The organism is Bacillus sp. A015 (genome assembly GCF_053851875.1).
This window is the reverse complement of the sequence record NZ_JBSPZB010000017.1, coordinates 1-19,498: the sequence shown is the minus strand read 5'-3', so window position 1 is coordinate 19,498 and position 19,498 is coordinate 1. Positions and strand designations below refer to the sequence as shown.

The window sequence follows — 19,498 nt, the reverse complement described above, 5'->3', positions numbered from 1 at the left end:
CAATCCAATATGCAAAAAGTCCCTGCTCATACGAGTCAGGGACACATTTTGGTTTATTTGGTTTGTTGATACATGAGCTCTTTGATTAACGCTTTTTGCACATGAAGGCGATTTTCTGCCTGCTGAAATACTCTTGAGTGCGGCCCGTCAATAATGTCTGCTGTTACTTCTTCTCCGCGGTGTGCAGGCAGACAATGAAGGAAGATATAGTCCTTTGCTGCATGACGCATCAGTTCATCATTGACTTGATATTCTTTAAATTCAGCTAGACGTTTCTCTGTTTCCGCCTCCTGCCCCATGCTTGTAAACACATCTGAATAAATAACATCAGCATCTTGAACAGCTGCGACAGGGTCTGTCGTGACGATCACTTCTGCGCCTGATTGTTTTGCAAACTCACGTGCAGTATCTGTCACGTCTTGGAGTGGTTCATAGCCTTTTGGGGATGCGACCGTAATGTCACAGCCTAGCTGCGCACAGCCGACCATCAAGGAGTGAGCCACGTTATTTCCATCTCCGATATACGCCACTTTGAGTCCTTTTAGTGTCCCTTTAGCTTCTTTCATCGTCAATAAATCAGCAAGTGCCTGACATGGATGGGAGTAGTCCGTCAGTCCATTGATGACTGGAATGGACGCGTATTTTGCAAGCTCCTCTACCTTCTCATGTTCAAAGGTCCGAATCATAATGCCATCTACATAGCCAGACAGCACCTGGGCGGTATCACTAATCGTTTCTCCTCTGCCAATTTGCAAATCATTTGAGCTGAGGAAGAGCGCGTGTCCTCCTAGCTGCGTCATTCCCGCTTCAAACGATACACGGGTTCTAGTAGAGGATTTTTCAAAGATCATCGCTAACGTCTTCCCTTTGAATAAATCCTGATATGGATTTTGTTTCATTTCTTCCGCTTTTTCAATTAAGTACGCAATGTCTTGGATAGAGAAATTCTTTAACGATAAAAAGTCTTTTCCGTATAATGCTGGTTGCACGTCTACTTGATTCATGCCGTCACTTCCTTTTTATATAATTCATGGAGAGATACGGGCGACACATCTCCCTCTTTCCCTTGCAGGAATGCTTGAGCTGTTTCATATTCGGTTAGTACTTGAACACCATGTGTGAGAGCTTTTACACGCTGCTCTTTTGCCTCTTCATCTTCCCCTAAATGAATGTGAAGAGATTTATCGCCTTGTTGCAGCCAAGATTCAAAGCTGCCAGTCCAGACATCAAAGCCTGCATGTTTCGCTTCATCTATTAACAGTTCACTACCCTGTATAAAGAGACTTCCTTTCTGACGCCAGATGGACGCAAACACTTTTTTTAAGGCGCTTTCGACGTTTTTGCCTACACACATTCCTTCACCTGTTGCTTTCATTTCTGGTGTCAGTTTTAAATCGATATCTTGAATGGCATGTGATGAGAAAACTGGGAATTTGACAGCTGTTCCCCCTTTGTTTTTCGTTGAAGGGTTCAGTTCTTCAAGCGTCGCACCAGCTAATAACTGTGTTGCCAGCGGAATCATTTCAATGCCCATTACCTTACTGACTACTGGGACAGTCCGGCTTGCCCGAGGATTCACCTCTAATACAAGTGCCTGATCACCTTTGATCACAAATTGGATATTCATAATGCCCTTGAATGCTAATTTCTTCGCTATTTGTTCAGATGCGTTATACACCTGCTGTTTGATCTCCTCGCTGATGGAGACACTTGGTAAAATGGCAAAGCTGTCACCTGAGTGCACGCCAGCTTTCTCAATATGCTCAACGATCGTTGGAATGAAGGTCGTTTTTCCGTCAGAAATGAGATCCACTTCAACTTCTTTTCCAGTGACGTATTCATCAATTAAGATCGGATATGGCAAATGATCAGGCTGATCAAGCAGTGACGTTAATTGTGCTTCAGATTGAACAACAATCATTCCCATTCCGCCTATGACATACGATGGGCGAATTAGCACAGGGTATCCGATGCTTGCAGCATGCGCGAGTGCTTCTTCTTTTGAATGAGCAGTAGCTCCTTTTGCATGAGGAAGCTTCAGTTCATCAAGAAGCTGATAGAACAAATCACGATCTTCTAGCGCATCTAGTGTGTCAAAGGACGTACCTAACAAAGTGACACCGGCTTTTTCCAAGCCTTCTGCTACGTTGATCGCTGTCTGCCCGCCAAATTGGACGATGACGAAATCAATTTGTTCCGCTTCCACAACGTTTAAGATATGCTCTAATGTAATGGGTTCAAAATATAAACGATCTGCAATCTCATAATCGGTACTTACCGTTTCTGGATTGTTGTTCATCATGATGGTTTCAAATCCAAGCTTTTGCAAGGTGAGAACCCCATGTACTGCACTATAATCAAACTCGACTCCTTGCCCAATTCGAATTGGACCAGAGCCAATGATCAATGCACGCTGCTTTGTTTTCTCCTGATGCTCTCCATCACTTTTCCCAAAGTATGTGGAATAGAAATAATTCGTTTTCGCATCAAATTCCGCAGCACAAGTATCGACAATTTTAAATGAAGCGGCAATGCCATATTCTTGGCGAAGCTGTCTAATTGCCTCTTCACTGCTTCCCGTGAGAGAAGCGATCGTTTCATCAAGAAAGCCCTTTTCCTTTACCTTTTTCAAGGTGTCTTTGGATAGAGTTCCCTTATGATTCTTCAGCTCTTGCTCGAGTGTAATCATATGTTTGAACACATGTAAGAAAAATAGATCGATTTTCGTCATTTGATGAATCGTTTCAACCGTTTCTTGTCTAGAAAGAAGCTCCATGACTGCGAAAAAACGACGATCGTCTGGCGTTTTGATTAATTCAAATAATTGTTCAGTCGATTGCTCTTTCAGTTCTGGCAAGTGAAAGCCCTTTGTTTTGATTTCAAGTGAGGCGACTGCTTTTTGAATGGCAGACTCTAAATTACGGTCAATGGCCATGACTTCACCAGTCGCCTTCATTTTTGTGCCTAATTTACGATCTGCATGTTTAAATTTATCAAACGGCCAGCGCGGGAATTTCACGACGACATAATCAAGTGCCGGCTCAAAGCTAGCATAAGTTGTGCCTGTAAGCGGGTTTTTCAATTCGTCTAGTGTATAGCCCACCGCAAGCTTTGCAGCCATTTTTGCAATCGGATAGCCTGTTGCTTTTGATGCAAGAGCTGAAGAACGGCTGACCCGAGGATTTACCTCGATGACAAAGTATTCTTTACTGAGTGGATCAAGAGCAAATTGAATGTTGCAACCGCCGACTACGTCCAGCGCTGAAATAATTTTCAGGCTCGCTGAACGGAGCATTTGATAATCCTGATCCGTTAATGTTTGGGAGGGTGCAACGACAATTGAGTCTCCTGTATGCACACCAACTGGATCGATATTTTCCATGTTACATACAGTGATACACGTATTTTGACGATCTCTCATGACCTCATATTCGACTTCTTTAAAGCCAGCAATGCTTTTTTCTACTAAACACTGATGAATCGGACTCGCTAAAAGGGCTCCTTCAATGAGCGGTTTAAACGCCTCTTCTGTTAAAGCAATTCCTCCACCTTTACCGCCAAGTGTGTACGCAGGTCGAAGAATGACTGGGAAACCTACTTCTTTTGCAAATTGAAGGGCATCTTTCGCATTATCCACAATTTCACTATCTGGCACAGGTTCGTTCAAATGTTTCATGAGAGCACGGAACTTCTCTCGATCTTCACCGTTTTCAATTGTTTCAACTGACGTTCCGAGCAGTGTAACCCCATGCTTTTTCAGCACACCGGCTTTTTCTAACTCGACAGCAAGGTTTAAAGCGGTCTGTCCGCCAAGGTTGGCTAAAAGACCATCTGGTTTTTCCTTTTCAATGATTCTTGTCACTGAATCAACTGAAAGCGGTTCAAAATAGATTTCATCAGCAAATGACTCGTCTGTCATAATGGTGGCTGGGTTGTTATTCACTAAGATGACTTTGTAGCCCTCTTCTTTTAAGGCCATACATCCTTGTGTTCCTGAGTAATCAAATTCTGCTGCCTGACCAATGATGATTGGACCAGACCCGATGACTAGGATGGTTTGTATGCTTTGATCTTTAGGCATGTGCGACTTCTCTCCTTGCTTGTTTCACTTTCTCAATAAAATCATCGAATACCCATTCACTTTCAGCAGGTCCTGGGTGTGCTTCTGGATGAAATTGAACGGACATAATCAGCTTCTCTTTATGAATGAACCCTTCAACAGAGCCATCATTGACGTGAAGGAATTTCACGTCCACTTCTTTGTCATTCATGCTGTTTTCATTCACAACATAGCTGTGATTTTGACTTGTCATGAAGACACGTTTTGATTCTGTATCTTGTACGGGATGATTCGCCCCGCGGTGGCCAAATGGAAGCTTATACGTATCCCCGCCCAGTGCAAGAGCGATTAATTGGTGACCTAAGCAGATACCAAGTGTCGGGAAGGTCATCATGATGTCATGAATGGTCTTTAAATATGGTTTCATTGTTTTGGGATCTCCAGGTCCGTTTGACAGAAGAATCGCATCCGGCTTGATCTCAAACACCTTTTCCATTTGTTTATATGGAATGACTGTTACTTTACAGCCGCGCGCCACAAGTGAATCTGCAATTGACTTTTTATAGCCAAAATCAATGAGCGCCACATGTTCCTCGCCGATGCCTTGTGTGTAAATCTCATCTTCTGTTACCTGAGCTACTACATTGTCTTGTTTCATCGCCGGCGGCGTTTCGTTTTCGTCTACACTTAATACAGCGTTCATTGTGCCATTTGCCCGGATGTTTTGCACGACTGCCCGAGTATCTGTATGTGTAAGAAGCGGAATGTTCCACTTCTGTAAATACTCTTTTAAGCTTACCGCAGCAAGATGGTGAGAAAAATGCTCAGCTGCCTCATAGACAACCACCGCTTTTACTTGTGGCTTTTTGCTCTCAAAATCTTCATGATTGATGCCGTAATTTCCGATCAGTGGATAGGTGAAAACAATGATCTGACCTTTATAGGAAGGATCTGTGAGCACCTCTTGATAACCTGTCATGCCTGTAAAAAAGACCACTTCACCAGTAATGCCAGCTTCTCCTGTCAGATCTCCTTCAAAAGAGGCTCCATCTTCTAAATTTAAATAACCTTTCATGCTTGTGTCACCCCAAAATTGAATAATTAATTATATAAATGCATTTTTATACGTAATTGTGTAAAAAAATTTAAACTGTGACCGTTTCATTTGCTAAAACTTGAATGATCGCTTCTATCGCTTGATCCAATTCTGCTTTTTCCACATTTAGCGGAGGTAATAAACGAAGGACATTCGGACCAGCTGGAAGCACCAGCAAACCCTGTTCTCTAAGAGCTGTGATGTAGTCACCTACTGGCTGATGACACTCAATGCCTGCCATCAATCCTTTTCCTCGTACTTCTTTTACGATGTTCAGCTGTTTGACATCTTGCAGTTTTGTTAAAAGGTAAGCACCCTTTTCTTTGACTTCTGAAAGAAAGTCTTCTTTGAATATGACATCAAGAGTCGCGTTCACAGCTGCCATGGCAAGCATGTTGCCACCAAATGTTGTTCCGTGTGAACCTGGTGAGAAAGCGTCTCCTAAAGCCTTTTTTCCTATGACCGCACCGACTGGGAAACCATTTCCTAGACCTTTTGCAGCTGAGATAATATCAGGATCAAGTCCCGCTTGCTCGTATGCAAATGCTGTTCCTGTTCGCCCAATGCCCGTTTGAATTTCATCTACGATGAGCAGTGCTTGATGCTTTTTGCAAAACGCTTGAACTGCCTCTAGAAATTCTGCTGTAGCAGGATTCACTCCACCTTCACCTTGCACAACTTCCAGCATGACCGCTGCAACATCATCGATTTCACACGCTGACATGGCTTTAGGGTCATTAAACGGTACATAGTGAAAGCCTTCTAGCATAGGACCAAAACCGGTTTTGATTTTTTCTTGACCTGTGGCAGCCATACCAGCATACGTGCGCCCATGGAAAGAGTGCAAAAATGTCACGATATTTGTTTTCCCTGTGGCTTTACGCGCTAATTTAATGGCACCTTCATTTGCCTCAGCCCCGCTATTGCAGAAAAATACGAGATCCCCTGAACTATTTGCTGCCAGCTTTTCTGCTGCTTTTTCTTGCAGTCCATTTTCAAATAGATTCGATACATGCCAAACGTGATCCAGTTGTTCCTTGATGGCTTGATTCACCTTTGGGTGATTATGACCTAAATTCGTGACCGCAATGCCTTGAATAAAGTCTAAATATTTTTTACCATTTGTATCGACTGCCCAAGAACCTGCAGCCTCTTTCACTTCAACATTCCACCGGCCATATGTTTGAAAGAGATGACTCACAGGACCGCCTCCTTTTGTTTCACAATTCGTGTTCCTTTAAAGGTTTCCCCTGTAAATATACTGCCTTTGCCATTCACGATCATGACTTCATCCACATCTCCTGATAAAGCACTTAAAGCTGATTGTACTTTTGGAATCATTCCCCCGGAAATAATGCCTTCATCAATGAGTGTAAGGGCTTCTTGTTCTGTGACGACATCTAACAGCTCACCATTTTTTAAAATGCCTTCAACATCTGTGACAAACATGAGCTTATCGGCTTTCATGGCTCCTGCGACAGCTGATGCTGCTAAATCGGCATTCACATTTAAGGTTTGGCATTCTTCCGTCATAGATAGCGGAGCAATGACAGGAATGAATTGTTTATCCATTAATGCTTCTGCCATTTCAGGATTGACTTCTTTGATTTCGCCAACGTACCCATAAACATCTTGATCGAGAAAATCAGCTACAAGCATCTGACCATCTTTACCAGATACGCCGACAGATGAAATATCATGCTTTGCCAGCTCTGAAACAAAGTATTTATTAACTGTTCCCGAAAGAACCATTTCGGCTACTTCTAACACAGGCTTCGTTGTTTTACGCTGTCCATCAACGAATTCTGTTTTCACTTCTAATTTTTGAAGCATGTTGGTAATTTCAGGTCCTCCGCCATGTACGATAGCTATCTTAAATCCAGCAGCTTGAAGTGAGCGGACATTTTCATAAAAGGTATCTGAAAGTTCTCGAATGACACTGCCTCCACACTTGAACACGATCGTTTTATCCATGTCTATCCCCTTCATTATGTGCGATAGCTCGCGTTAATTTTCACGTAATCATAGGTAAGGTCACAGCCCCACGCTGCCGCTTCACCATTTCCTTCATTCATTTGAATCAAAATCGTAATCTCATCCTGCTCTAGATACGCTTTTGCTTCCTCTTCTGAGAAAGGCTGCGGTTCATTATGCTTAAACAGACATTGTCCGCCTAAATAGACTTCAACCTCTTCTGGTGTAACGGAAGCTGCGCTATGTCCGATTGCTCCGACAACCCGGCCCCAGTTTGCATCTGTGCCGTATACGGCTGTTTTCACAAGACTTGAACCAACGATTTTTTTCGCAATGATGCCGGCTTCCAAGTTGTTTTTAGCGCCTACCACTTTCGCTTCGATTAATTTGGTTGCGCCTTCTCCATCTCTTGCAATCTCTTTTGCTAAATCCTCACAAGCTAGTTTTAAGCCTTCTTTAAACAATGGCCATTCTGGATGCTCTTCATTCAGCGCATCATTTTCTGCCATGCCATTTGCCATCACAAGTACCATATCGTTTGTCGATGTTTCTCCATCGACGGTAATTTGATTAAAGGTCACATCCGTAATGTCACGAAGTGCATTTTGTAAGGCTTCCTGCTCGACATTTGCATCTGTTGTGACAAAGCCAAGCATTGTCGCCATGTTCGGATGAATCATGCCAGAGCCTTTCGCTGCGCCTGAAATGAGAATCTCTTTTCCGTCTATCGTAAGGGTGTATGTTGTATTTTTAATAACCGTATCTGTCGTTAAAATCGCCTCTTCAAAATGGCCTTTTTCTGCTTTTGCTGCTTTCAGCTGCGTGATGCCTTTTTTGATTTTATCCATATCCAAACATTCTCCAATCACACCAGTAGAAGAAACTGCAATGTAATCAGGCGATATCCCTAACATGTCTGCACAGGCTGCCTGCATGTCGTATGCATCTTTCAATCCCTGCTCACCGGTACATGCATTGGCGATGGCACTATTGACAATCACACCTTTTAATTGCCCTGTCTTTTTTAAGCTTTTTTGTGTGACTTGTAGAGGCGCAGCTTGAAAGTGACTTTGTGTGTATACCGCTGCACTCGCTGCTGGTACTTCACTGACGATCAAGCCAAGGTCTTTTTTTGAATAGCGTAATCCAATGTGAATTCCCTTCGCTTCAAAGCCTTTTGGTGATGATACATCACCGTCTATTTTGACAATGCTTTTTTCATTTAATTCAATCATGTTTGTTGTCTCCCCTGTTCTTATGGATAAAGAGGTGTCATTATGAGGCCCGCCTCTTCATGTAAGCCTTTGATGATGTTGAAGTTTTGAACCGCTTGACCGGCCGCGCCTTTCATTAGATTGTCTATGACCGACACGATCGTCAGTCTGCCTGTTCGCTCATCTAAATGAAAGCCGATGTCACAGAAGTTACTGCCATATACTTCTTTTGTTTGCGGGTACACCCCGTGATCTCTCACTCTGACAAAATAGGAATCTTCATAAAAGCCTTTCATCCGCTTCATCAATTCTTCTTTTGTGACATCTGATTTCAATTGTGTATACATCGTCGCCATAATCCCTCTTGTCATCGGGACAAGATGCGTTGAAAATGTGATGTTTGCCGTTTGCGGATTCCATTCTCTTAATACTTGTTCTATTTCAGGTGTATGCTGATGTTCATTCACCTTATAAATTTTAAAGTTGTCGTTTAGTTCTGAAAAATGCGTTCCTAGTGAGGCTGATCGTCCGGCACCGGACACCCCTGTTTTCGCATCTATAATGATCATGGATTCATCAATTAAATTCTGTTTCATCAGCGGTGCTAAGCCGAGAAGAACTGCGGTAGGAAAGCAGCCGGGATTTGCAATCACTTCAGCCTGCTCAATTTTTTCTCGATTCAGTTCAGATAAACCGTACACAGCTTGTTGGACGGATGCTTCATCCGCTGTCCTTCGTTTATACCAAGCTTCGTAAGTTGCTCCATCTTGAATGCGCAGGTCACCTGATAAATCAATGATTGGCACCCCTTGATTCATGAGCTTCGGAGAAAGTTCACTTGATACGCCTGCTGGTGTCGCTAAAAACACAGCATCTGTTTCTTGCACAATGGCAGCCGGATCAATGGCTTTTAATGTTTGATCTGCAATGTTTGTCAGATGCGGATAAGATTGACTGTATGATTGCCCATCACCACTTGATGAATACAATATACATTCCTCCACATGTGGATGGTGCCTTAAGATACGAACCAATTCCGCACCACCGTACCCTGTAGCACCTATAATACCTATTTTCAACGTCAATACACCCTCTTGGTCTTTGTGAAATTATTTAACATTATAACATGTATAAAAATTAATTCAATTGTATATTTAATATTTCCTTTCATTTTTTTTCATAAAAAAATCCACATATCTTCGTGAGACATGCGGATTTCATCTATCGTTTTTGATATTGAGGACCAGAAGCGCACTGCATAAATATAATAAGGAGCTTGCATAAAAAATGAAATGAACGGTAAAGAAATCAGCAAACAGGCCGCCAAGCATAATGGCGATAGATGAAAAAAGAGCTGTCCAAAAATGATAGTGCCCGACTTCTTTCATCCTTTTCTTCTCAGTTGTCAGTTCGGTAACGAGCAGTTTCTCCCCGTGCTTTTGAAAACCACCGAGCGCACCTAGTGCAAGCTGAATCATATACACTTGCTCCACTTCTGTCATATGCGGAAAAAGCAGCAAAAGAAAAGCCATACCAAACGAATGAATGATTAAAAAGAGCCGCCTGTCGGTTGTTTCTGGCAGTTTCCCTAAGAGTAAATGAATAAACGCGCCGCTTAAACCAAACAGACCATACGCGAGACCAAACTGAGAATAACTTGATCCAACATTTTTAATAAAAAGAATGTAAAAAGGGAAGATCAGACTGCTGGCGAAAAACAGCAGACTTTGTGAGTAGACGAACCATTTCATTGCTTTTGCATTCATTGAGTATTGTACCTTTCATAAAAATAGTTGATAAACCTGCCATCTGGATCTGCCTGCTTTTTCTTTTGAAAGAATACATCGGTTTTAGGATATGCCCGTTTCATTTGTGCCTTTGTTTGATAAGGCATGTACGGTAAATAATAGCTTCCATGGTGCCGCAGAGTGACATCTGTCATTTGCCGGATGAGCCGCTTCGCTTCTGCCTTTTCTTCTTTCTCAAAACCGTAATTCACAAGAAGAACAAGTGCAAACATATCTTGTTTTGCATATGAAAGGTCCGCTTTTTCATTTTTTTGTACATAGCGTATCGTGATATTCATTAAATTCAACTCTTCATGTTGTAATAGGTCTCTCATTTCATCGATATACGCACGAAAACGATCAACTGGAACAAAATATTCTTGCAGCACATCAGTGTCAGACTCATTTTCATATTCTAAAAATGCAGAATCAGACCGCATCACATTGTTTCTTGTGATAAACTGTCCATTTTGACTTTGGAAATATTTCTTTTGCAAATTCCATAGCAGATCTTTCCCCATATCAAATCTTCTCGAAAGGCCGAGCATAAATTTTAGGGGAATGACAAGCTGATCTTCTTTGAGCTCCCGATATGTTTCTATCTCTTGATCAGAAGAGAGGGTGTAATTGGTGACATACATCTCTTTCAAAAAGTGTTTTTTCGCTGTTGAGATTCTTGCAAGATGCATGCGTACCTCTTTATTGTCTTTTACATGCTTTTGAAAATAAGCGGTGTATTCACGATAATCAAGAGAGGTTGTTTCCATTTTATATAATTCATCCTTTGTTAATGAAAGTTCAACGTCTAAAATAACGCCAAACAAACCGTATCCTCCAATGACGGCCGTAAATAAGTCATCACCTGGCTTAACTGTGATGATCTCGCCATCTGCTTTTAATAGTCTGAAGGAACGAACTGTGTCAATGAGTGACCCATAACGAATGTCACGTCCATGTGCGTTTGCACTTAACGAACCTCCAATCGTAAAGATATTTTGCGATTGCATCACCTTCACAGCAAGACCGTATGGGTTCACAAATTTTTGAATATCATCCCATGTGGCGCCGCTTTGGACACGAATGGTTTGCTTGTTTTCATCAAATGCTAAAATCTGGCGGAATTTAGTCATATCAAGCACGATCCCGTTTTCATAATACGTGTGGCCGCCCATGCTATGCTGCTTGCCGGCAATTGAAATCGGCAGATGTTTCTCTTTTGCTTCTTCTAATACTTCTTTTAATGTCTGTATTTCTTTACCTTGAACGACTTTTTTTATTTTGACAGGCATGAGATGACTGACATCTGTAAAGGCATCAAGATTTTGACTTTTATGTGCTTGACCTTCACGTATAGTGATTGATACAAAAAATGCAGCAGCATATCCCATGAAAAGAACGATCCATATCCACTTTCGTTTCATTATAGGTACTCCGTTCTTTAAAATTACATCCATTATATCAAGCCATTCTCTCCACCCACCTTAATTTTTCATAAAAAAACCTGGTACGAGTCAAACTCATACCAGGCGTTTTTCATATGGGCTTATTGAATACCAAGTGCGATTTTCGCGTATCTTGACATTTTGTCTCGTGTCCAAGGCGGATTCCATACGATGTGAACTTCTGTTTCTTTCACTTCGGGCAGGTCGCTTAATGCTTTTTTGACTTCATCCACGATAATTGGTGCTAAAGGACAACCCATTGATGTTAAGGTCATGGTGACATCTGCTTTTCCATTCTCATCAAGATCGACATCATAGACAAGTCCAAGATTGACGATGTCGACATTTAACTCAGGGTCAATCACCTGTTCTAGGGCGCCTAAAATATTTTCTTTCAATGCTTCATCCATGATATCCACTCCTTTTTCAACTAGTATAACGTACTTTTACTTTTGGCTAAACGTTTGTGCTTTTCAGGTGCGTCACAAACCAGTCAATCGTTTCAAACATCGCTTGTCTTGAGACCTTGTGGCCTGCTTGTTCATCTGTGATAAAACGAATCAGGTGCGGGTCTTGCTTATATTGGGTTGCCGCTAACTCGTCATATAGGGCTTTTGCGTGGCGATAAGGGACAACAGGGTCGTTTTCCGCATGCCAGAATAACAGCGGTCTTTTGTTCAATCGATCCATTTGCAGCGTTAAATCATAAGGGCGGAGTGCGTCTAATTGCTGTTTGACCTCTTCGTCCGTGATGTCTTTCATCAAACCTTTGTGACGCATGTCCATGATTTGTGCCTGTAGAAAAGTCGTATATTTCGGACTGCCCATCAGGCTGACAGCTGCTTTAATCCAATCATGCTTTGCAAGTGCACCAAAGGTCGTGATGCCCCCCATGGATGTACCAGCAACGCCTATTAGATCGGCGTCAATCAATTGTTTTGCTTGAAAATGTGTTTTGAGTATGTCGATTTCACGAATTTCGTTCAGGACAATTTCCCAGAACTTTGATGCCAGTTCCTCTAAGCTGAGGTTTTCTGACCTTACACCATGATAAGCACAGTCAGGCAAAATGACTCTCATGCCTTTTTTCGCCAAATGAAAGGCGAAGTGTAAGTTGTGCTCACGTGCACTTGTAAACCCGTGTATGAAAAATACAAGCGGCAGCGGTTTTTCTTTATTTTCAGCTTTTACGATATGTAAAAATGGAATATCGTGTTCAATTTGCTCATCAATGGTGATCACAACCTATGAATCCTCCTTTATCATTCCCGTCTTTGTTTATTTTAACATGTAGACAACGAAGATGTGATAAAGATACACTATAGAAAGAGGACCATTACTAACTGCCTCCTATCACTTACAGATCAAAGGAGATTTTATGGAGACTAAACCTTATCTAATCGCACTTGACCTGGATGGCACGTTATTAAAAGATGATAAAACCATTTCTACACACACACTTGACGTCATTCAAAAAGTGAAAAACAGCGGGCATCATGTATGTATATCAACAGGCCGGCCATTTCGTTCCAGCTCTCCTTATTATCAGCAATTACAGCTTGATTCACCGATTGTGAACTTTAATGGAGCGTTTGTCCATCATCCTCTTGATGAAAAATGGGGCAGATTTCACACGTCACTTGATCTTCAAGTTGTTAAACAGCTTGTGGACATCAGTGAGGAGTATAAAGTGCACAATGTGTTAGCTGAAGTACTCGACGATTTGTATTTCCATTATCATGATGAAAAACTCATTGATATATTTAATATGAATGCAAACAAAGTCACTGTCGGAGACCTTAGGAACAACCTTGGAGAGAATGTGACGAGTGTCTTAATTCATGCAAAAGAAGAAGACGTCGGAGCCATTCGGAGCTATTTAACAGATGTTCATGCAGAAGTAATTGATCACAGGCGATGGGCCGCTCCGTGGCACGTGATTGAAATCATTAAAACAGGCATGAACAAAGCCGTTGGACTGCAAAAAATCAGTGATTATTACGGCGTTCCTAAGGAGCGAATTGTGGCATTTGGAGATGAAGACAATGATTTAGAAATGCTTGAATTTGCTGGATGCGGCGTTGCAATGGGCAACGGGATTGATGCAGTGAAACACGTCTCAAATGAAGTCACAGATACGAATGAACAAGATGGGATTGCAAAATTCCTAACGAATTACTTCTCTCTTTAATTTTTCCATTCATACATAGCCGAAGAAAGCGGGCATACTACCGTTAGACAGGTTGACCTGTCAGCTTGTGTAAAGGGGCGGATTCCGAATGGGTAAAAGAAGCAAATCGAAACGCTTTATACAACAAGGTAAAGATTCTGTCAGTCTACATGACGCACGTTTTCCGTATCGTTCCACACTTGAAGAAGCGGCGGAGGACCGGGGACATATGAAGACTGATGCTTCTGGAGGTTCATTGTGAGAAACGAACTTTTTGATCAAGCCAAATCATTTACTGAAGAAGCCCTTACTTCTTCATTTTCATCAGGGTTAGAGCGTCAACAGGCTGTCAAGCGAGCAAAAAATGCCGTATCATCTGCATTTGCCAACTCAACAGATGCAGAAAGAAACCAGCTGCATACCTTCCAAGACCTGCTTGATGATCTCTAACATAAAAAAGCTGTCCACCACTGGACAGCTTTTTCTGTTTCTCATGAAGCAGGAAGCACTTATTTCACATGGAACGTTTTCTTTTCCGTGATTTGCTTCAATCCTTCTGCCTTTCCTTTAAACATGACGACCACTTCATACGTTCCCGGCTCCACACCGTTTGACCACGTATCTTGAAAATCATACGCCTCATCTTTCTTCAGCACAAAGGATTGGATGGCCTGTGTGAACATACGGTCTTTCGAATAGCGGTATTGTTCATTCCCGTTTTCGTCATACACACTTAGCTCGAATTTCTGGCTTGTGTTAAATGTAAATTCAATATCTCGATCTGATTCATTTTTCAGTGACATGTTAAATTGAACCGAAGAACCTTTTTGGACGGGGTCTACTGTGAGTACAACTGTTTTCTCTCCCATTTGACCGGATACCTCCTTGTTTGGTTCATCCTTTTTTTGTTGTCCACAAGCTGCTAAAACCAATAGAACGAGAAGAAGCACCAAACCTTTTTTCATCTTCTACCCACCTTTTAATCTCGTCTAAAAAATCCAAGAATATTGGTTGTTTGAACAATATTCGTAAAGGCTTTTGGATCGACTTCTTTAATAATTTGTTCAAGTTCATACAGCTCATACCTTGTAATAACAACCACCATCATTTCTTTTTGCTCGTTGGTAAACGCGCCTTTCGCTGGTACAGTCGTAATGCCTCTTACCATTTTTCCATAAATGGCTTCTTTGATTTCATCTGCTTTCTTCGTCACAATCATCGCCGTCAGCTTCTCGTGTCTTGTATGGATGGCATCAATGACCCTAGTGGTCACATATAATGTGACAAGGGTATATAATGCTTTCTCCCAACCTTGTAATAATCCTGCTGTAAAAATGATGATTCCGTTTAAAATGAAGAAATACGTTCCAACTGGTTTATCCTTCCATTTCGCTAAAATCATCGCAAGGATATCCAGGCCACCTGTTGAAGCCCCGTATTTCAGCGTGATTCCAATCCCAAGTGCAGAAATCACACCGCCAAACACAGCATTTAATAAAATATCTTCAGAAACGCTCGTCTCTGGTAAAATCCCAAGGAAAATGGTCGTCAGTGCCACACTGATAATGCTATACAAAGTAAAGGAACGGCCAACCTTCATCCAGCCTAAAATGCCGACTGGAATGTTTAAAATAAATAATAGAATCCCTGTTGATAAATAAAATGGCGCATATTGATCGATTAAACTGGATAACAGCTGCGCTACCCCTGTAAAACCGCTCGCATATACGTCAGCTGGGATTAAGAATAAATTCAGTCCAATCGCATTGAGTAATGCACCAATGACGACGACAATGAGTTTTTTTGCTTCTCCAATGAACATGTTGTCATTCCTCCACTACCATTCTCTCTATGGTTTTCCCTAAAATTTAGAATTTGAACACGAAAAGTTGATTTCTATGATATAGTTAGGCTAAAAAGAAGTAAAATATGGCTGATTTTTTTAGAAAGAAGGGATTTTGATGACTGTTCATATCATAGCAGACAGTGCTGCTGATCTGCCTCTTTCTTATTATGATGAACATAACATGACACTCATTCCGCTGCGTGTGTTACTTGGCGAGCAGGAATTTGAGGATTTGATCACCATTGAACCAAAACAAGTATTTGATGCGATGAGACAAGGCGCAAGTCCAAAAACGTCACAAGCTTCACCAAACCGAATCAAGGAAGCCTTTGTTTCTGTCGCACAAACCCATACATCCGCCATCTATGTCGCCTTTTCATCAGAGCTTTCAGGTACATACCAAACAGCTGTGATGATGGCAAACGAAGTGAAGGAAGAATACCCTGATTTCGATTTACGAATCATTGATTCTAAATGTGCTTCACTTGGCTATGGACTTGCTGTCAAACACGCACAATCACTTGCCATTGACGGAAATACAATACAAGAAATTGAAACGTCTGTAAAGCATTTTTGTGAATCTTTACAACATATTTTTACTGTAGACGATTTATCGTATTTAGCAAGAGGCGGAAGAATCAGTAAAGCTTCTGCATTTGTTGGCGGTTTGTTAAGCATTAAACCCATTTTACACGTCGAGGATGGAAAACTGATACCGCTTGAAAAAATTCGCGGACGTAAAAAACTGCTGAAACGCATTATTGAATTGATGAAAGAGCGCGGAACGGACTGGCCGAACCAAACAGTTGGCATTAGTCATGGGGATGATCTTGCACTTGCAGAAGACATGAGACAATTGATCGAAACCGAATTCCACCCAAAAGAAATAGATATTCATATCATCGGTGCTGCTGTTGGTTCCCATTCAGGTCCTAGCACGCTTGCGATCTTCTTTACAGGCAAACCATCATAAAAAGCACCCTTCCCTCAACATATAGGGAAGGGTGCTTTTCTTATGAAAGTTTAAATCGATGAACGGTTTCATTTAACCTCTCCGTCATACTCATCAGTTCTTCTACCTGTTTGTTCATTTGATGGAACGATTGCAGCTGCTCATTGGCCGAGGCAGAAATTTCTTCGCTGCCTGCTGCTGTTTCTTCTACAACCGCACTCATATTTTCAATCGAGTGCAGCACTTGTCCGCCAAGCTCTGTCGATTGAATAATTTGGTCATTTAAAAATGCCATCTCTTGCTTAATATGCTGTGCTTTTGTTTCTATATCTTCAAAGGAGTGTGAGGTTTTGTCCATCGCATCCTGCTGCTGAAGAGAAAGCTTGACCCCTTCTTGGACGGTTTGACTAATGGACTGAATGCCTCTTTCAATATGACTGACCATGTCAAAGATTTGTCTTGTTGCGTTAGATGATTCATCTGCAAGTTTACGAATTTCATCAGCTACAACGGCAAAGCCTTTGCCAGCTTCACCTGCTCTTGCCGCTTCAATTGCCGCGTTTAGCGAGAGCAGGTTTGTCTGGTCCGCAATGTCAGAAACCGTTTTGGCCATTGTGGAGATTCCGCTTGCGTATTGAGTGAATTCTCCTGCTGACTGCTCGATTTGTCTTGTTGCACGTGTATTTTTTTCAATTGCTGCTTTTGTTTCTGTTAACGTGTGCTTTCCGCTTTCCACTGCTTCAATGGCATCCTCTGTACTGCGAATGACCGTATGTGATCTTTCGGAATTCTTACGTCCATGCTGATCCATTTTCTCAATCAAACTAACGCCATGCTGGAGGTCTTCTGAAATTGCTTGTGAACCATTTGCCATTTCGTCTGTCGATACAGATACTTGATTCGCAGATTCCATCAGCTTTTTGTTTTCATCATCCAGCTGGATCGAGAATGTCTCCACTTGACTTGAGACATTGCTGATTTCTTTAATCAGACTAATCAGCTGATCTGTCATTTGATTGAATGATTCATTTAAGCCGCCGATTTCATCCTTACGCTGGATGTCCATCCGCTCCACAGCAAGGTTTCCTTCTGCAATCTGTTTTGCCCGGTAGGAGAGTGATTTGATTGGTGTCACGATGGATCTCGTTAAACCAATATTTAAAAAGACGGCGATGACAATCAGTGTGAGGGCTGCGATTAACGCACTTGTGATGATCCACTGCACATTTTCTGCTGCATTCTCTAGATTTTGTTCATACGCTTCTTGTGCTCTTTTATTCATCGTATGCACGTCGTTTAAGACACCATCAATTCTTGCTGCCACACGTCTTGCATCAGATGCATTTTTTTCACCAATGGTATTGTTCGCTTCCTTGGTCCACGTGTCAAACTTTGAATTTAACCTCGTTAATGCTTCTTTGTTCATATTCCCTGCGTTTTTGTTTAACGTTTGCAGCTGTTTTTTTGCTGCAGAGATATCGGTTTGAACGACCTCTAGCTGTTCACCTGAAAGTGTCATGGAATAATTGGTCATGGCTTGTTCGACACTTTCAAAGCTCGCCTTCGTTTTTTGTACGTTTAGTAAGGTTTGAACTTCTGTTTCATTCGATGATTGGATCTTTGTCATGCTGACAATGATAAAGGCGATGACACCAACCGCTAAAAGAAGTGAGATGAGTGAGTTGAGCAAGATTTTGACACGTAAGCTCATGATGCTGCCCCCTCTTCTTTCAGAAGCGTCTGCTTCAGTCCATTTAATTTTTTGGTCAATTTCTCAGCATCCTTGAGCACCCGGATTCTGGCCATATCGATTCCGTCATTGCTTAAGTCATAGACGATATGCCCGTTTTTGATTTGATTGTTCTTTACGAGCTGTTCGCTGAATTGATAGACCACTTCATCGACTTTTTTGACCATGGATGAAATCACAGCTTTTTCAGCTGTATAGTACTGATCGCTGTCTACGCCAATTGCATATTTGCCTTGTGATTGCGCTTCTTTTAATACACCAACACCCGTATAGCCGGCTGCGGCATATAAAACATCTGCTTTCTTTTTGATCATTTCTTTGGCAATTTTACTACCTTTGCCTGCGTCGCTAAATGTACCTGCATAGGTGGACAAGATATTGATTTTCGGATTCACAGATTTGGCGCCTTTTTGAAATCCTTTTTCAAAACGATGAATGACATCCGCATCGACGCCGCCAACAAATCCAATGACATCACTTTTCGTTGTCATGGCAGCAAGTGCCCCTGCTAAATAGCTGCCTTGCTCTTCTTTAAACGTCACGGAGGTCACATTTTTCAGCTCAGATACGGCATCGATCAGCAAGAATTGCTTCTTCGGATATTTTTTTGCGACTTTTTCTAAGTCTTCTTGCATACTGAAGCCTACACCGATGATCAGGTCATTGCCATCTTTTACGAGCTCTGTCAGCCCTTTTTCGTATGTATCAGTTTCTGCAATTTCTCTATAATCAAATTCAATGCCAAGCCCGTCACGCGCTTTTTCTAATCCTTTAAATGATGAATCGTTAAATGATTGATCACCAAGACCATCGTCAGTCAGCATGACGCCAATATGCTTCACATTTGACTTCGGTGGTCCTCCCTGTTGATTGCTGCATGAGGCGAGTACCATGAGCATGGCTGCCATCAGAAGTAATGAGACCTTCACTTTCATCCAAAAACACACTCCTTTTATCATCCTTACTCCTTTCTTATCGGATTTGAGTGGCGTTGTTTCAATGATAAAGGGAAGGTTTTTTCAGCTTTTTTTATGACTTTTTTCACTGAAAAAACCCATTATTTATGACAAAAATAAAAAAAGTGAGCAAATGCTCACTCAGGCTGTCGAGAAAATCTCGACAGCTTTATTTTTCCCTTAAAATTTACATCTCCTCATTTTATAATAGAGAAAAGCCGACTAAAGGAAGGTGTTTTTCTCATGTTCCA

The 19,498-nt window shown here is 41.7% G+C and carries 19 protein-coding genes; 4 read left to right on the top strand and 15 right to left on the bottom strand.

Going from position 1 to position 19,498, the window contains the following annotated elements; translation table 11 throughout:
* Nucleotides 1-53 precede the first annotated feature (53 nt).
* From argF to ACSLGF_RS13825, 11 genes are all read right to left on the bottom strand, one after another.
* The gene (gene argF / locus ACSLGF_RS13875; RefSeq protein WP_456006382.1) at nucleotides 54-1,004 is read right to left on the bottom strand and encodes an ornithine carbamoyltransferase; all 951 of its coding nucleotides are present in this window, start codon (nucleotides 1,002-1,004) and stop codon (nucleotides 54-56) included.
* Entirely contained in the window at nucleotides 1,001-4,081 is a 3,081-nt protein-coding gene (locus ACSLGF_RS13870) for a carbamoyl phosphate synthase large subunit (protein WP_456006379.1), read from the bottom strand. The genes argF and ACSLGF_RS13870 overlap by 4 nt, the downstream gene beginning before the upstream one ends.
* Nucleotides 4,074-5,135, bottom strand: coding sequence for a carbamoyl phosphate synthase small subunit (locus ACSLGF_RS13865; RefSeq protein ID WP_456006376.1), 1,062 nt, complete (start codon nucleotides 5,133-5,135; stop codon nucleotides 4,074-4,076). Before ACSLGF_RS13865 ends, ACSLGF_RS13870 begins: the two co-directional genes overlap by 8 nt.
* Before the next feature lie 70 nt (nucleotides 5,136-5,205).
* Nucleotides 5,206-6,357 (bottom strand): acetylornithine transaminase, encoded by a 1,152-nt coding sequence (locus tag ACSLGF_RS13860; protein ID WP_456006374.1) that lies wholly within the window; start codon nucleotides 6,355-6,357, stop codon nucleotides 5,206-5,208.
* Complete coding sequence (gene argB / locus ACSLGF_RS13855) at nucleotides 6,354-7,130, bottom strand: acetylglutamate kinase (RefSeq protein ID WP_456006371.1); 777 nt, start codon at nucleotides 7,128-7,130, stop codon at nucleotides 6,354-6,356. Before argB ends, ACSLGF_RS13860 begins: the two co-directional genes overlap by 4 nt.
* A 14-nt stretch (nucleotides 7,131-7,144) precedes the next feature.
* Nucleotides 7,145-8,365 carry a bifunctional ornithine acetyltransferase/N-acetylglutamate synthase gene (gene argJ / locus ACSLGF_RS13850; RefSeq protein ID WP_456006369.1) on the bottom strand — a complete coding sequence of 407 codons (1,221 nt, stop codon included), beginning with the start codon at nucleotides 8,363-8,365 and terminating at the stop codon, nucleotides 7,145-7,147.
* A 20-nt stretch (nucleotides 8,366-8,385) separates the two neighbouring features.
* A complete protein-coding gene (argC, locus tag ACSLGF_RS13845; RefSeq protein WP_456006367.1) occupies nucleotides 8,386-9,423 on the bottom strand; it encodes an N-acetyl-gamma-glutamyl-phosphate reductase in 1,038 nt (345 codons plus the stop codon).
* Nucleotides 9,424-9,561: 138 nt separating this feature from the next.
* Nucleotides 9,562-10,110: an MFS transporter gene (locus ACSLGF_RS13840; RefSeq protein WP_456006364.1), complete on the bottom strand. Its 549-nt coding sequence runs from the start codon at nucleotides 10,108-10,110 to the stop codon at nucleotides 9,562-9,564.
* Nucleotides 10,107-11,552: an FAD-binding protein gene (locus tag ACSLGF_RS13835; RefSeq protein WP_456006361.1), complete on the bottom strand. Its 1,446-nt coding sequence runs from the start codon at nucleotides 11,550-11,552 to the stop codon at nucleotides 10,107-10,109. Before ACSLGF_RS13835 ends, ACSLGF_RS13840 begins: the two co-directional genes overlap by 4 nt.
* Nucleotides 11,553-11,674: 122 nt before the next feature.
* Complete coding sequence (locus ACSLGF_RS13830) at nucleotides 11,675-11,983, bottom strand: metal-sulfur cluster assembly factor (RefSeq protein ID WP_060595986.1); 309 nt, start codon at nucleotides 11,981-11,983, stop codon at nucleotides 11,675-11,677.
* 46 nt (nucleotides 11,984-12,029) lie between these two features.
* Nucleotides 12,030-12,815: an alpha/beta fold hydrolase gene (locus ACSLGF_RS13825; protein WP_456006359.1), complete on the bottom strand. Its 786-nt coding sequence runs from the start codon at nucleotides 12,813-12,815 to the stop codon at nucleotides 12,030-12,032.
* Between the two features lie 136 nt (nucleotides 12,816-12,951).
* Between ACSLGF_RS13825 and ACSLGF_RS13820 the strand changes: the two genes are divergently transcribed.
* The 3 genes from ACSLGF_RS13820 to ACSLGF_RS13810 all read left to right on the top strand — a co-directional run bounded on the left by ACSLGF_RS13820 (nucleotide 12,952) and on the right by ACSLGF_RS13810 (nucleotide 14,193).
* On the top strand, nucleotides 12,952-13,764 hold the full coding sequence (locus ACSLGF_RS13820) for a Cof-type HAD-IIB family hydrolase (protein WP_456006357.1): 813 nt from the start codon (nucleotides 12,952-12,954) through the stop codon (nucleotides 13,762-13,764).
* 88 nt (nucleotides 13,765-13,852) lie between these two features.
* Nucleotides 13,853-14,005, top strand: a complete 153-nt coding sequence (locus ACSLGF_RS13815) for a competence protein (protein ID WP_456006355.1) — start codon at nucleotides 13,853-13,855, stop codon at nucleotides 14,003-14,005.
* Nucleotides 14,002-14,193 (top strand): DUF3813 domain-containing protein, encoded by a 192-nt coding sequence (locus ACSLGF_RS13810; RefSeq protein WP_024425070.1) that lies wholly within the window; start codon nucleotides 14,002-14,004, stop codon nucleotides 14,191-14,193. The genes ACSLGF_RS13815 and ACSLGF_RS13810 overlap by 4 nt, the downstream gene beginning before the upstream one ends.
* A 59-nt stretch (nucleotides 14,194-14,252) precedes the next feature.
* Here the strand turns inward: ACSLGF_RS13810 and ACSLGF_RS13805 are convergent, their stop codons facing one another.
* Both ACSLGF_RS13805 and ACSLGF_RS13800 read right to left on the bottom strand, forming a co-directional pair.
* The gene (locus ACSLGF_RS13805; protein WP_456006353.1) at nucleotides 14,253-14,708 is read right to left on the bottom strand and encodes a BsuPI-related putative proteinase inhibitor; all 456 of its coding nucleotides are present in this window, start codon (nucleotides 14,706-14,708) and stop codon (nucleotides 14,253-14,255) included.
* 14 nt (nucleotides 14,709-14,722) lie between these two features.
* Entirely contained in the window at nucleotides 14,723-15,565 is an 843-nt protein-coding gene (locus ACSLGF_RS13800) for a YitT family protein (protein ID WP_099728295.1), read from the bottom strand.
* Between the two features lie 139 nt (nucleotides 15,566-15,704).
* Here ACSLGF_RS13800 and ACSLGF_RS13795 point away from each other — a divergent pair, with 139 nt between their 5' ends.
* On the top strand, nucleotides 15,705-16,562 hold the full coding sequence (locus ACSLGF_RS13795; RefSeq protein ID WP_456006351.1) for a DegV family protein: 858 nt from the start codon (nucleotides 15,705-15,707) through the stop codon (nucleotides 16,560-16,562).
* A 40-nt stretch (nucleotides 16,563-16,602) separates the two neighbouring features.
* Here the strand turns inward: ACSLGF_RS13795 and ACSLGF_RS13790 are convergent, their stop codons facing one another.
* Together ACSLGF_RS13790 and ACSLGF_RS13785 are read right to left on the bottom strand one after the other, a co-directional pair.
* Nucleotides 16,603-18,252: a methyl-accepting chemotaxis protein gene (locus tag ACSLGF_RS13790; RefSeq protein WP_456006348.1), complete on the bottom strand. Its 1,650-nt coding sequence runs from the start codon at nucleotides 18,250-18,252 to the stop codon at nucleotides 16,603-16,605.
* Nucleotides 18,249-19,226, bottom strand: coding sequence for a BMP family lipoprotein (locus ACSLGF_RS13785; RefSeq protein ID WP_456006346.1), 978 nt, complete (start codon nucleotides 19,224-19,226; stop codon nucleotides 18,249-18,251). Before ACSLGF_RS13785 ends, ACSLGF_RS13790 begins: the two co-directional genes overlap by 4 nt.
* Nucleotides 19,227-19,498 lie beyond the last annotated feature (272 nt).